This is a genomic window from Bradyrhizobium sp. AUGA SZCCT0182 (assembly GCF_018130185.1).
GTDB lineage: Bacteria > Pseudomonadota > Alphaproteobacteria > Rhizobiales > Xanthobacteraceae > Bradyrhizobium.
The window spans coordinates 52,174-65,808 of record NZ_JAFCLY010000004.1 but is presented as its reverse complement, the minus strand read 5'-3'; the positions used below and the strand labels follow the sequence as shown (position 1 = coordinate 65,808).

The following is a 13,635-nucleotide window of genomic DNA, read 5'->3' as shown; positions in this document are numbered from 1 at the left end:
AGGAATTTCAAGGCCGACCTTTGTCGATTCATTTCCTTGGGGCCCGCCGGGCGGTTTGCTGCCAACGTCTTTCGATGAGTTTCTTGCCGGGGAAGCGCGCTGCTCGACAAGATTGCAGGGGAACCCGAGGAAAGGCCCCGCCTTTCGGCGGGGCCTAAGGTCGGGCCGTCAGTCCCGGCTGGGGCGGGACCAGATGAGCTGGAGACCTTCCTGGCCTTCCACCTCGATCAGGGTGGCGTAGATCGGAGCCGGGAAGCTCGGGTCGTCCAGCTTGACCGAGAGGTAATCGCGCTCGGTGTCCTTTGCGGTCTTCTGCCAGGCCGCGCCCAGTTCGACATTTCCGGCGAAGATGCGGAAGTGCGGTCCCTTTTCGGAGGGGGTCTCGACCCGAACCAGCTTGGCCTTTGCGTTGAGGGCCAGGGTGCGAACCGTGCCGTTGAAGCCGTTGCCGGTCGAGGTGAAGGTACCGATGGTTGCCATTTTCGTGTCCTTTTCAGTTTCTCGGGCCGCGCCCATCGCGACCTCGATGGCTGGCGACAGACCGGAGGCGCTCGACCCGCACCCTGAAGGGGCCGGCACGCAGTAAAGGGCAGCCAGGGGCACGACTTTCTTGTCTTGCGCGAGGAATGGACGCGCAGCGGTCCAGGGGAAGAAAGTCGTCACCGGCTGTTGCGGGGATAAGAGCGAGGTGGCGCGCAGCGACAACGCCCTTCGGTCAGACATGCCCAATCGAGGACGACGTGGGTGTGCCCGAAGAAACCGCCAAGGAAACACGAATTGCGACCGTCGATCTTGACCGAGGACGGAACCCCGATCACCGTTCACCGCACACATCCGGCACTTCCCCAAGCTTGCTCGTAGAGGCGGCAACCGGGAAGGTAAGCGCGTGCTGCCCAGTCGCCAGGAGTCACGCGGAAGCGCAAAGTGAACCCGCAGGCCGCGAGTGAGATTTACTCGGCAAAGCGAGAACCTGTGCAAAGCCAGAACGTCATCCCCTCGAAGGGTGGTAACCAAGATCACCGTCAGGTCACGACATCCAGCACGAGGAATAAAGGGGCGCTGGCCGTCGAGCGGCCAAGCAAGGGGTTGCAATCGCTGATCGCAGAACACAAGGGCCGGCAAGCGCCGGTGCCCATTACGTTGTGCGCTCATCATGCCGCCTCCTCGACGTCTGCGGCCTTCGGCTGCTGGTCGTGCAGATAGGCGACGGCGCGTTGCGCATGCGCGGCAGCCGAGAAGATAAAGCGTTTTTCACTAGACAAGACCTTTAACCACGACGCGAGGTAGCTTGTATGATCCGGCCGCGGTTCAAGTTCAGGAGATATCCCGAGATCCGCGCAGAGGAAGCAACTCCCGAGTTCGGCAATCAGCTCTTCGCGCGCGCGTTCGGTCCGATCCTTGCCGTAGCGGCTGAGATCGCGATTAACGCGGTGAGCGGGAGCGGTCCAATGCACGGTCTCATGGGCTCTAACGGCGATATAGGAGTCCGTGTCGCGAAAACTTTCGATCGGCGGCATCTGAATGTGATCGGACGAGGGCGCGTAAAACGCCATCGAGCCGCCGTGCCGAACAATCGCGCCGGTGTTGGCAAAGAACGCGTCGGCGTGCGCATTGCGCTCGATCGTTGATGCGACGGCAGCCGGCCGAATGTAGTAATGCTCTGGCAAGCCATCGATTTGATCGACGCAAAAGACGGTATAGGCTTTGAGGAACGGGATATCCCTTTCGACTTCGTCGCCGTGAGTGTCCGCCAACCTCTTGGTGAAGCGGCTCGCATACACCACAGTGCTGCCGGTCTCACCCTTGCGGACATGCGCGCCGAGTTCGCTGGCCTGCCTGAATGTCATCCAGATAGGAGAGCGGAAACCGCGCGCGACGGCTTCTGACCAAAGCAGCACGACATTGATGCCCGTATAGGGCTGGCCGTTATGCCGCAACGGTCGCGTGATGCGGCCCGACATATTCGCGGCCCAAGGTTGAACCCAGGGCCGCACGCCCCGTTCAAGCTCCGCGATGATGCGGTCTGTGATGCGGGCGTACAGCTCGCCTCGCGACTTTTCTCCGTTTCTGCTCATTATAATAACCTCCGTTCTGGAGGCCGCGCCCATCGCGGCCCCTCACGGGGTCCGCCACCGCCGGGCCCGAAGTCCGCGCACCCGGAAGGGCCGTAGCAACGCGAAGGACGGCAAAGCCGTTGTGCGGGCAACGGGTCCGGCGCAGCGACCTGGACCGGGAGGGGCAGCAATGGCGAGTGATTTGGACGACTGACATGGTTGCCATCGCGACACGAAAAAGAGCCGATCTCGCGGACCGGCCCTTCAATTGGTTGCAGTGGAAGAGGCGCGGGGCCGAGGCCCCGCGCCAACGGTCAGTCGAACGCTGACATCTGCGCCGTGGCCGCCTTCCGGCCGACGGTGTCGGTCGTGTTGTCGACGGGACGCTCGAACGGCTTCCAGGCCTCGCCGATGACTTTTTCGTAGGCTTCGACGGCGCCTTCGGCGGCCATGCGAAGCGCGTGAGCCTGCACGCCCATGTCGGCGGCGAATTCACGTCTGCGCTGGGCTTGGCTATCGAAGCCGACCGGACCATCGAGGTCCTCATCGCGGCTGTCGTTGGCGAGCTTGGCGGTCGCATCTCGCGCTTCAGTGACTGCGCGGGTGTAGAACTGCCCGGCACCGTGGGCCGACCCGACATAAGCTCCGACGATCCGTTGAAGGTGGATCTGCATGGCGCGTTCACTCAAGCCGTCCTTGAGCGCGTCGGCGGTTTCGATGATGAGCCGCTCATGCAGATCGCGTATGCCGTCGCTGTCCAGGATCGCAAGGCCAAAGCTTTCGGAGATGCGCTGCGCCTGCGCCGAGTCTGGGCAAGCGAGCCGGACCATTTCGAGAGTGATGCCCTTGCGAAGCGGGATGACACGGGCGCTGGCGCGAGAGGAACGAGTAGTCTTGGTCATGGTGAGATCCTTTCTCGGTTTCGCCCTCGGGAGCTTCGGCCCTCGACCGTCTGTCCCTCGGGTGCGGTCCACCAGAACCGGCGCGAGCGGGCCGCTTCAGGGGGCGGCGGTTGCACGGCGAGCATGGGCGGGGCGCGGACGAGCGGGCCTTCAGGCCTGCGAAGGCCGCGGCCCCCCCATGTCGAGACGGCGGCCGCCGATCGCTCGCGACTTGCCCTTGAAGAGGACCGCGGCCGGTTCAGACCGCAGCACAAACCGAGGGAGTGACGGCCGAGGGTCTACGCTCGACTGCGAACCGAGATCGGCTCGCGATGATCGACCGACCTTCTCCAAGCCAGCCCGTTTCGCCTTTGCCGGCCGGGCACCTCATCGCTATGGCCCGCCTGGACGCAGCGCAATCACGGCGCCGCCGGACTGCTCTGACGCGATCGCAACGCGGCGATCGCCAGCTCCTGCCGCTCGAGCTTGCGCGTCAGAGCGTCGACTTCGCCGCGACGTGCCAGTGTGAGTTCCGCAATAAGTTGCCGGAACAGTCGCTCGTCGGCGCGCGTCCCGGTTGACGCGCCGCGACCAAGCCGTCGTCGCCTCACGCGATCGGTGACCGTCATGCGCTCGGCGCGGGAGATGATCTGGCGTTCGATGATGCGAAGGCGGCGACGCGTGTCGCCCTCGGCTGTCTCCATCCTCGCCAGCAGCATTGCGTTGTTGCATAGGCTCGATCATGGAAGCGTCTTCCTTGGCCTTTCCCGGAGCGAAGACGGCGCTAGGACTCCGGAGAGTGGACGGAGAGCCGCACGGCGCGCTTCCAGGCGTCATCTCCGCTGAAATGCCGCTTGAGCAGCGGATGCCAGACGACGAGGAGGGGCGTGATGCCGTCCTCGTCGGTGGCGCGCACCAGCCAAAGGCCTTGGAGATGAGGTGCCAGGGCATTGGTCACCTCCATCCGACGAAGTTCGAGGGACCGTCGTAGAGATGATGCCGCGCTTCATCGATGACGAACCCGAAGCGGCCGGGATCGTATTCGCCCGAGGGAACGAGATAGCGGCGCTGTTCGGCGGCGCCGCGATTGCCGCCAAGCGTGGCGACGCATTCCGCCATGCCGGGATGATGGCCCGAGCGGATAGCGGAGATCACGACCCAGCGGAGGGCATGATCGCGCTCGAATTCGCGCCGATCCTTCTGATGGGATTCGCCCGGTCGAAGGGGACGGCTATGAATGGCCTCCCAGGCGTCGGGATACCAGTCCCGGATCGTCCGGTCGGCGCAGCGACGTTCGTATTCGGTGAACAGCTCCGGAAAGGCCTCCGCCACGGCCGCCCAGGCGCAGTCTTCCTCGTACCAGCCGTCCGGCGCGCGAAGGGCAGGGTGGACCTTCGTGTTGTGCGCGGCATCGAGATGAAAACCGCCGTGCCCCGCCGTCGAATGGGCGACGACGCCGTCCGAATAGACGGTCTCCCCCTGCGACACGCCCCAAGGCGTATTTGCGCGGGACCGAATCTCCCGCCGGCCGAGCGCGGCACGGTGGCGCTGATGCTCGGCATTTTCGTGTGCGCGCGCCCGAAAGGAGGCTTCGTCTTTCAGCTCGCCGCCATGACTGTGAAAGTCGACGCGTGTCCATTCTTCCATCGGCGCGCACAGCCGCCAGGCCGATGCGAGATAGTGGCGCCCATTGGCGCCCGGCATCATGACGAAGGCGTGGTCACCGACCTTCGCCACCAGAAGGCCGTCATGGGTCCGGGCAAACAAAACCCCCGCCGAAGCAGGGGTGGGGTCGTCGTCATGGGGCGCGGGCTGAGGCTTGTTCATGCCACCCTCCCTTCAGCCCTGTCCGATCTGCTCTCATCGGCGGAGACCTCGTCGAGCACGGCGTCGGAATAACTGTGCGATATGAGCCATGCCTTGGCCGCGGCGCGCGTATCCGCGAGATGCAGAAGTTCGGCATTGTCGCCGGCGCGGTCAAGAACACGCACCATTCCAGGAATCGGACGTTCGATCACGGTGAACGTCAGCGCCGAATTCACCGAGAAGGTCTTGAAGACCTTCAGGACGATGACGCCGGCGTTGCCGAAGTCGCCCTGGTGCAGCGTGACGCTCGCCGGCGTGGTATGCGTGCCGACGGTGTGTGGCGCGCTCTTGCGCACGAGGCGACCGCCATCGTTGTTGTTCTCCCAGGCCGCGAGCTTTCTCTTGAATCGCTCGGGTGGTCGTGGCGTGCCATCGAAATAGCGGACGAGAGAGCCGAGCGGCACAGTGTCGTAGATGGCTTGTGCGGACATGACGTCCTCCTGTATCGGGTTGTGGAAACAGAACCGCCGTCGGCCGGAGCCGACGGCGTAGATCGTTCGGAAGGAGAGGGGAGGGGCTATTCGGCCGCGACGGCATAGGAGCCGGCGGGCTCCTCAAAGCCTTCATCGACCGCGACATCCTCAGCCACGGCTGCGGCGTCCTTGCCGTCACGATCGTCAGACGCTTCAGACGTCTCGTCGAGCTCGTCTGGGTCGGCCGAGGAAGAGCGTTCGGCCCAAGCTACGACATTGTCAGTCGAGGGCGCGAAGAGGGCCACTTGATGCACGAAGCGCCCGTCCGAGAAATGCTTGACGAGTTCAGCGCGCGTTTCCTTCACCCGCGGTCGGGGCAACACGGGCGTATCCCTGCAGGCCGCCTCGAGCGCCGTTCGGGATAGGCACGACAGGAACTCCTCCGTGCCCATATTGGGCAGGAAGCTGTTGGCGCCGACCGCATCGCCAGCGACGCGCGCAACGATACCACTGTCCGACCGGTTCACGCGGCAAGACAATACGTCCATCAGCAGGGCCCGAGCCGCCTGCTGTACACTCTCACGCTCGAAGGCGAGCTTGCCATCCTTGTCGATCAGGTGGGCAGCATGTCGTGCAAGGCGCGCGAAACCATCGGCATTGCCGGAGGCGATGCTGACATTCTGACCGGCGAAGGCGAGCACCAGCAGCGCAATCAGCATGTCGTCCTCGATCGGAGCTCGTCCGAGCGCTTCATGCAATGCATCGGTACGAAGATCGCCGATCATTTCCAAGCCCTTGCGCGTTACCTCGGGTCGCGCCTTCGGCGTCTCGATCGGGCCGTCCTCCGAAGCGAATTCGTCATCGCCCGCCTTCTTCTTGGCTGTAGCAGGCATGCGATAGCAGACGGACTGCACCTTGCCCTCGCGATCAAGATACATCGCGGTGTGGTCGGATTTTCCGGGCTTGCCATAGACGCGGTCAGCCTTCGGCGGCAGCTTCGGCTGGCCGTACTCGTTGACCTCGACGATCGCGCCGCGCTTGGGCAGATGGCTCGCCATCCACTCGTGCTGCGCGCCGAGATAGGCCTCGACATCGGTCGTATAGCGACTGTCCTCGTCGGCCGGGGCGAACAGATCCTCCTGCCAAAGGATGCCATAGGCCTGGGCGAGGTCTTCGCCGAAGCTTGCATCGCGCGCGTACATCCGTGTCTTGGTCAGCGCCTGCGCGACGCTCCACCACGAGGCCTGAGGATTAGCCTTGCTCGGCTTGTGTTTTTTCCAGACCTCCTTCTGATCCTCAAGCGAGGCCGACGCAATGGTCCGAAGCTGGCGTTCATCGGGCATATCGCCCTTGGCCATCTGGTCGAGCATCGCTGGCAGGACGTTTGCAAGAAGGCGAAGCTTTCGGATCTGGCGGACGGGCTGTGCGAGCGCGACGCCGATCGCCTCTTCGGTCCAGCCGAGCGCGACGAGCCGCTCGATGGCACGCCACTGGTCGACCGGGTTCAGCGGCTCATGCGCCAATGTTTCGGCGAGCGATCGCATGGCGCCGCCATCTTCAGCCCGGTCAACGATGAGGACTGCAATCTCCTCAAGGTCAGCTGCGATGGCCTGCTTGATGCGCCGGTGCCCGGCGTCGATGACATAGCCGTTGCCTCCGTCACCTTCGGGCGTCACCACGGGCGGCTGGACGATGCCGACCGCCTTGATCGTGGCGAGCAGCAAGGCGTCGGCCTGGGGATTGGACTTGGAGTGGCGCGCCTTGTCGGGGTTCTCCTTCAGCGCGCGCGGATCGACGAATCTCAGTTCCATGGCAATGCTCCATCGAGGGTTCGGGCCCACCGTCTCGGCCGGCCTTCATCGTCTTCTTTCCGAAGACCCCCTCCGGCCCGCAGGGCGAGCGGAGCGGCGCAACTGCCGGCGAGCATCCCTGCCCGGCAGGCGCGAGCGGGGCGCGAAGCGCCTTGCGAGCGCGCCGCGGCCGGGATCGCGAGACGGTCGGTTGAGCGCCAGCGGCGGCGCTCCGGCTGCTCTGCGAGCGGGTTTCTCTCCCTCTTTTCATCGCTAAACCCCTTGAATGCCGCTTTATCTGACGCTATATTGCGTCATAATAGGCGTCATAAGGATTCCGAAGGAGACCGACTATGGGATTGGTCCGATATGCCGACGACGGCTTCTTTGCCCCGCGCAAGATCGCGGAAGCCTTTCGCACGACAAGCGAGGAAGTCGCGCGCACAGCCGGGCTGGGCAAGGACGCCGTTCAGCGCAAGGAGCGGGTCCGTTCGGACAAGACCCAGAGGCGTCTGCGCGAAATGGTCGAGATCATTAACAAGGTCGAGCCGCGTTTCGGGTCGGCGATGATGGCCTATGCCTGGTATCGATCCGAGCCGCTGCCGGGCTTTTCGGGGCTGACCGCCATGCAGCTCGTGCGCAGCGGCCGCGCTGACGACGTGCTCGAATACGTCGATGCGGTCGATGCCGGCGTCTACGCCTGATCCGACCGATGCTCTATCGCGGCCCGCTCTATCGCGCCCTTAACCCGATCTATGCGCGTGAACCGCTGTCGGGCCGCGGCGCCGAACTCTACGGCGGACGCTTCAATCCCAAGGGTGTGCCAGCACTCTATTCGTCGCTGACGGTGATGACCGCGCTCCGGGAAGCCAACCAGGCGGGTAGCCTCCAGCCGACGACGCTCGTCTCCTACGACGCGGAGATCGCGGACGTTTTTGATTGCCGAGACGAGGAGGCGCTGAAGGCCGAAGGCATGGATGCGGCCGCGCTTGCCGACACGACATGGCGTGATCAGATGAAGGCGACGGGAGAGGCGAGGGCGCAGAGCTTTGCCCGGCGCTTAATGGGCAAGGGCTTTCGTGCGCTGCTGGTCAGAAGCTTCGCGCCCGGTGCAACCGAGACCGATCTCAATCTCGTACTCTGGGACTGGGGCGCCTCACCGCCGTCGCGCCTCACTCTGATCGATGACGAGAACCGGCTGTCACGTTGAGGCGGGAGCCGGACGAGACCGTGGCGATCAAGCGACCGCTCTGCTGACATCCGCTAACCCGGCGGTGTCAGCGCTATCGCCGCCATTGGCAAGATCGACCTCGATCTTGGCGAGTTCCGCGCGCTTGAGACCGAGCTCGGCGTCGAACGCGAAGGCCTCCCCGACCCGCGTGCCATAGGTGTCGAGGCGTTTGCGCGCGTCGGCGAGCCGGTGCCGGTAGGCGTCCTGCTCGCCCTCAAGATTGGACAGTGCGTGTTCGAGGCGAGCGATGGCGCCGAGCGGCGTTACCGTCACGGGAAGGTCGATTTCGAACTCCGCGCCGGTGCGTCGAACCAAGGTCGTGTAGTGGTAGCCTTCACGTCCCAGACGCTGGCCAGCGAAGACAAGCTCGAAACCACCGATCGAGGCGATGATCGCCTCCTTCTCGTGCTGAAGCTGAACGAGGGACAGGACCTCCTGCATCAGCGCCCGGCCGGCGGGCTTGCGCTCCGTAAAGGCTATGCCCATGACGGTCATCGCGAAGGCGTCTCCCCCTGTCGGCACGTAGCGGACGATGTCCTGCCCGATCTCGCTGATGCGGCGGGTGGCACGCTCGATCTCGCGCTCGGCATCACGAAGCTGGCGGCGGATGGCATGCTGGTCATCGATGTGGGCGGCGCGGAGCCGTTCGAGACGAGCGATCTCGGCCTCAAGCCCGGCCTTCTGCATCAGGCGCGGGTCGCCGGACGCGATCGCCTTGGCCATCGCGAACTGATTCGCCTGGCCCTCGCCGAGATCTTCGAGGCGCCGCACGCTGATATCGCCCGAGAGCGCCGCGGCGATGAAGCGGGCCTTCCGCTCGTTATTCTGCCACATCGTGGCGTCGAGGGAGCCGAGCGTCGCATAAGCGAAGATGTCGACCTCGTCATGCTGATTGCCTTGCCGAACGATCCTGCCCTCGCGCTGCTCGATCTGCGACGGCAGCCAGGGGACGTCGAGGTGATGCAAGGCTTTCAGGCGAAGCTGGACATTGACCCCGGTGCCCATCGTGTCGGACGAGCCGATAATGAAGCGCACCTTGCCGGCATTGAAATCGTTGAACAGGCGCTGCTTCGCCTCGGATTTCTTGAAGTCCTGCATGTAAGCGATCTCGGAACCCGGCACGCCGAGGCGGACGAGTTCGTTCCTGATCCAGCGGTAGGCGGAGAAGCCACGCGTGGCCTCGACCGAGATCGTGCCGAGGTCCGAGAAGATGAGCTGGCCTGCACCAGGCTTCTCGAAGGCTTGGCCGTCCTTGCGATGGTAGGCGCGCGCACCGGTCTCGCTCCAGACACGGAAAGCGTTTGCGACGAGCGCGTTGAGTTTGTTTGCAGCCTCGTTGCCCTGCGCCGGATCGACGAGGCGCAGATCGATCGCGGCGTGTCGGCCGTCGGTGATGACCGAGAGCAGTATGTCGTCGCCGGGCTCCGGCGCGCGGTCGCGTTCCTCGATCGCGGTGATGCGCTCGTCGAGCAGGCGCTGGTAGGCCTTGAAGGCCGGCGTCGGCTCTGCCGTGATGATCTGGCGCTTGCCACCGGAGACGTTCGGCACCTTTACGAATTCGCGAAGGTCATCGGGCAGCACCACGTCCGCGAACGAGCGGAACATGGCGATGAGTTCGGGAACGTTGACGAACTGTGCGAAGCGCGTCACCGGCCGGTATTTGCCTGAGGGCTGCAGTTCGAGTTCGGTCGAAGTGTCGCCGAAGGTGGACGCCCACGCGTCGAACTCGTGCAGGCCCCGCTCGCGCAGTGCCGCTTGGTCCATCAGCCGCTGCACGGTGAACATTTCGCCGAGCGTGTTGGTGATCGGCGTGCCGGAAGCGAGCACGAGCGCGCGGCCGGGGTTTTTCATGTCGACGTAGCGGGACTTCACATATAGGTCCCAGGCGCGCTGCGAGCCGTTCGGGTCGACGCCGCGCAACGAAGTCATATTGGTGGCGAAGGAGAGTTTCCGGAACTCCTGCGCCTCGTCGACGATGATCTGGTCGATACCGATCTCCGAGATCGTGAGCAGGTCGTCCTTGCGCGACGCGAGCGCCTCCAGCCGCTCCTTGTGTCCCTCTTTCATGCGCTCGAGCCGCTTGCGGGAGAGGCGATCCTGCGAATCGATGCGGGTCAGCAGGTCCTCATAGGTTTCAAGTTCGTCTTGTAGCATCTGCTGTTCGAAGGAGGACGGCACCGGAATGAACTTGAAGGCGGAATGCGTGATGACGATCGCATCCCAATTCGCGGTCGCGGCGCGCGACAGGAAGCGGTGGCGCTTCTCCTTCACGAAATTCGTCTCGTCGGCGACGAGAATGCGGGCGTTCGGATAGAGCGCCAGGAACTCGCGCGCAGCCTGCGCCAAGCAATGACCCGGCACGACAAGCATGGCCTTGTTGATCAGACCAAGCCGGCGCTGCTCCATGATCGCGGCCGCGATCGAGAGCGTTTTGCCGGCACCGACCGCGTGGGCGACATAGGTGCTACCGGAGGAGATGATGCGCCAGATCGCGCGCTTCTGGTGCCCATAAAGAGAAAAGGCGCTTGAGGCGCCGGGGAGCTGCAGATGTGATCCATCGAAGTGACGGGGCACGATGTTGTTGAAGGTGTCGTTGTAGAGCCGCGCCAGACGGTCGGTGCGATCCGGATCGGACCAGATCCAGACCTGAAAAGCGGCCTTGATCTTGGCGAGCTTCTCCTTGGCCGCCTCCGTCTCGACCGTGTTGAGAATCCGCCGTTCGCTGTCGCCCTCCTTCACCGTGTCGAAGATCTGCGGGATCGACGAGTTCAGCGCGTCCGAGATGAGCTCGCCGGCATGGCGGCGATGGGTGCCCCATTCCGTCGTGCCCGCGGCCGTCCACGACAATTGCCGCGCATTCACCGTCCAGCAGGCAAGTTCGGCCGTGTGGTGGATCGTGATGTCGGCATCCATCGTCTCCTTGACGAAGGCGATGATGTCGGCTGCGGGAATCCACGGCGCGCCGAGGCGGGCGGTGATGTCGGAGGGACGCAGATCAGGCGGCTGCACCCGCTCGAGCGCCGCGACATTGCGGGCGAAGGCCGGATCGAGTTCGGCAGCCGCGCGTGCGGCGGCGAGCTTGGAGCGCACGGCGCCCGCGAGGTAGGCGTCCGCTGTCAGCCACGCGCCGTTTTCCGGATCGCGGAAGATCGCGTCGCCGAGTTCAGCGATCACGGCGTCTACATCGCCGTGCAGGAGCTCCGCGACGTGCGCCGGGTCAACGGCGCCGCGCTCGTTGAGCACCACAGCGAGGGCGTCGACTGCCGAGGTGATGGCGGGCGATGGCGGCGGCGCGATGACCCGCTCGGTGAAGATCGGCCCCGGTTTGGCGGTATTGCTTTCGAGGTCGTAGTCCTCGATCGAGGCGACGAGCCAGCAGTCGGGGTCATCGGCAAAGGGGGCGAGGTTCGGCCGGCGGTGCGTTTCCCGAACCTCGCCGGTCTCTTCGTCCTCAACCGACGACACCACGGTGGTGTTGATCGGTCCGAAATCCCGCACGAAGCTCGACCAAGCGATGCGAAGCCGGACCTGTGGCTGCTTCCAGGATTGGTCCGTCTCCTGGCATTTGAGGATCTCTCGGACGGCGTCGCGGATCGGAATCAGCTTGCGGACGATGCGCGCGTGCTTTCCGAAGACGCCGTCGGTGGATCGACCTCTCCGGATCTTGATCGTGGCGGCCTCGCCGTCGACGATCTGCACCAGGGCGCCGTTCGCCCCGATGGAATAGCTGCCCTCGCGAATCCAGATCCCGGGTTCGTGGCGCCGATCATCGACCGCCGGGTCGGCGTGACCGGGGCCGACAGCTTCCGGCTCGCCGTCGTAGACGCATTCCGGAAGGCGCAGGACCGCGGCAGCGAGCGCCTCGCCCAGATCGGTGCCCACATGTGGCAGGCAAGTATAGGCTTCGCCGTACGGGCCCGAGGCGAGAGCGTGCGTACCGAGCACCATCTCCGGATGCTCGGAGAAATACCGGTTGATGCGGATTGCGCCCTCGTCTTCGGTCGCACCGCGAACCTCTGCGAGCTCGAGCCAGGTCTTGCTTCGGGCGGACTCTTCTTCAAGGCGCTTGCGGAAGAACAGGATGTCAACGACGACGTCGGTGCCGGCCTCGGTCCGGAAGCTGCCCTCCGGCAGGCGGATTGCGCCGACCAGATCCGCCGTCGCGGCGATGTGCATGCGTGCGCTCGTATCCGCCTTGTCCATTGTGCCGGTCGAGGTGACGAACGCGGCGAGTCCGCCCGGCTTCAAGCACCGAAGAGCCTTCGCGATGAAATAGTCGTGCAGGCGCAAGCCGAGCGCGCGGAAGGTACGGTCGCTGCGCACGGTTCGGTCGGAGAAGGGCGGGTTGCCGATCGCGAGGTCGAAATGCGCCCTCAGCTCGACCCGCGCGAAATCCTCATTGAGAATCCTCGCATGCGGCTGCAAGAGTTTCACGATCCGGGCGGTCACCGGATCGAGCTCGATACCGGTGACGTGGCAGACGTCGCGCAGCGCTGCCGGCATCAACGCCGGAAACAGGCCGCTGCCGATGCCGGGTTCGAGCACCCGGCCGCCGCGGAAGCCGAGCCGCATCACAGCCATCCAGACCGCGCGGATGATGTATTCCGGCGTGAAGTGGGCGTACTGCGTGCAGCGGGCGAGCGAGGCGTACGACCTGGCGTCGACAAGCCCCTCGAGCTCTCCACCGATGTCCTCCCAGCCTTTCCGGAATGCGTCCTCGCCTGGACGCCGGAAGACGCCGTTGGCAAGCTCGGACGCGCCAAAGCCGGTGAAGCGGATCAGGTGTGCCTGCTCGTCCGCCGTCGCCGGCCGATGTTCGGCCTCAATCACCGCTGCGAGCCGGATCGCTGCAAGATTATCCCGCGCGCGATCGCGCCAGCTCTTCGCGAGCCCGCGGTCGCCGTCGAGGTGGAAATTCTCGCCGCGAACGAGCGCCGGTTTCGAAGCGGTGAGCGGAAGGGCAGGGGCGGGTCTCGTAGACGAGACGGCGTGGTCGGCGTCGTCGGGCTCGCCCGCGGCGGGGAAGGCCGTGACGCCGAGCCCGAGGCCGGACGAAACCGACGTGCTACCGAAGAGATCGAGGGTGAAGGGGTCGTTGAGCGCCATCGGGCGGACTCCTGTTTGGGGCGCACGGCATCGACCCGCCGAAGATGTTCGGCGGGTCGCGTTGCGTGGGTTGTGGATGGGTGCTGAGGGGGTTCAGAGCCGGAAGGTTCGGACGAGATCCTGGTGCCTTTGGTGGCAGTCGAGCATCTCGTGGTAAAAGCGCTTGCGCGCTTCCCTCATCGCCGGAGCGCGGCGATGATTCTTGGCGATGCGGCCGTTCGCGGCGCGCACGACGTCACGCCACGACGCGAAGGTGTGGACGCGGAGACGATCGTAGGTGCCTTGCATTGGAGT

12 protein-coding genes are annotated in these 13,635 nt (G+C 64.8%); 2 read left to right on the top strand and 10 right to left on the bottom strand.

Features of this window, described 5'->3' with window-relative positions:
* Positions 1-168: 168 nt before the first annotated feature.
* The 8 genes from JQ611_RS06395 to JQ611_RS06360 all read right to left on the bottom strand — a co-directional run bounded on the left by JQ611_RS06395 (position 169) and on the right by JQ611_RS06360 (position 7,025).
* The gene (locus tag JQ611_RS06395) at positions 169-480 is read right to left on the bottom strand and encodes a DUF736 domain-containing protein (RefSeq protein WP_212465026.1); all 312 of its coding nucleotides are present in this window, start codon (positions 478-480) and stop codon (positions 169-171) included.
* A gap of 671 nt (positions 481-1,151) precedes the next feature.
* A complete protein-coding gene (locus tag JQ611_RS06390; RefSeq protein WP_212465025.1) occupies positions 1,152-2,075 on the bottom strand; it encodes an ArdC family protein in 924 nt (307 codons plus the stop codon).
* 293 nt (positions 2,076-2,368) lie between these two features.
* Complete coding sequence (locus tag JQ611_RS06385; RefSeq protein WP_212464853.1) at positions 2,369-2,956, bottom strand: hypothetical protein; 588 nt, start codon at positions 2,954-2,956, stop codon at positions 2,369-2,371.
* Positions 2,957-3,354: 398 nt separating this feature from the next.
* Positions 3,355-3,654 (bottom strand): hypothetical protein, encoded by a 300-nt coding sequence (locus JQ611_RS06380; RefSeq protein ID WP_212464852.1) that lies wholly within the window; start codon positions 3,652-3,654, stop codon positions 3,355-3,357.
* A 65-nt stretch (positions 3,655-3,719) separates the two neighbouring features.
* Complete coding sequence (locus tag JQ611_RS06375) at positions 3,720-3,899, bottom strand: hypothetical protein (RefSeq protein WP_212465050.1); 180 nt, start codon at positions 3,897-3,899, stop codon at positions 3,720-3,722.
* Positions 3,890-4,762 (bottom strand): DUF7007 domain-containing protein, encoded by an 873-nt coding sequence (locus tag JQ611_RS06370; RefSeq protein ID WP_212464851.1) that lies wholly within the window; start codon positions 4,760-4,762, stop codon positions 3,890-3,892. The genes JQ611_RS06375 and JQ611_RS06370 overlap by 10 nt, the downstream gene beginning before the upstream one ends.
* Positions 4,759-5,232 carry a hypothetical protein gene (locus JQ611_RS06365; protein ID WP_212464850.1) on the bottom strand — a complete coding sequence of 158 codons (474 nt, stop codon included), beginning with the start codon at positions 5,230-5,232 and terminating at the stop codon, positions 4,759-4,761. Before JQ611_RS06365 ends, JQ611_RS06370 begins: the two co-directional genes overlap by 4 nt.
* Positions 5,233-5,318: 86 nt before the next feature.
* Positions 5,319-7,025 (bottom strand): ParB N-terminal domain-containing protein, encoded by a 1,707-nt coding sequence (locus tag JQ611_RS06360; protein ID WP_212464849.1) that lies wholly within the window; start codon positions 7,023-7,025, stop codon positions 5,319-5,321.
* A 332-nt stretch (positions 7,026-7,357) separates the two neighbouring features.
* On the opposite strand from JQ611_RS06360, the gene JQ611_RS06355 reads away from it, so the two are divergent.
* The gene (locus JQ611_RS06355; protein ID WP_212464848.1) at positions 7,358-7,708 is read left to right on the top strand and encodes an antitoxin Xre/MbcA/ParS toxin-binding domain-containing protein; all 351 of its coding nucleotides are present in this window, start codon (positions 7,358-7,360) and stop codon (positions 7,706-7,708) included.
* A gap of 8 nt (positions 7,709-7,716) precedes the next feature.
* Complete coding sequence (locus JQ611_RS06350) at positions 7,717-8,214, top strand: RES family NAD+ phosphorylase (RefSeq protein WP_212464847.1); 498 nt, start codon at positions 7,717-7,719, stop codon at positions 8,212-8,214.
* Positions 8,215-8,241: 27 nt separating this feature from the next.
* Here the strand turns inward: JQ611_RS06350 and JQ611_RS06345 are convergent, their stop codons facing one another.
* Both JQ611_RS06345 and JQ611_RS06340 read right to left on the bottom strand, forming a co-directional pair.
* Positions 8,242-13,341: a helicase-related protein gene (locus JQ611_RS06345; protein ID WP_212464846.1), complete on the bottom strand. Its 5,100-nt coding sequence runs from the start codon at positions 13,339-13,341 to the stop codon at positions 8,242-8,244.
* 93 nt (positions 13,342-13,434) lie between these two features.
* Complete coding sequence (locus JQ611_RS06340) at positions 13,435-13,629, bottom strand: hypothetical protein (RefSeq protein ID WP_212464845.1); 195 nt, start codon at positions 13,627-13,629, stop codon at positions 13,435-13,437.
* Positions 13,630-13,635 lie beyond the last annotated feature (6 nt).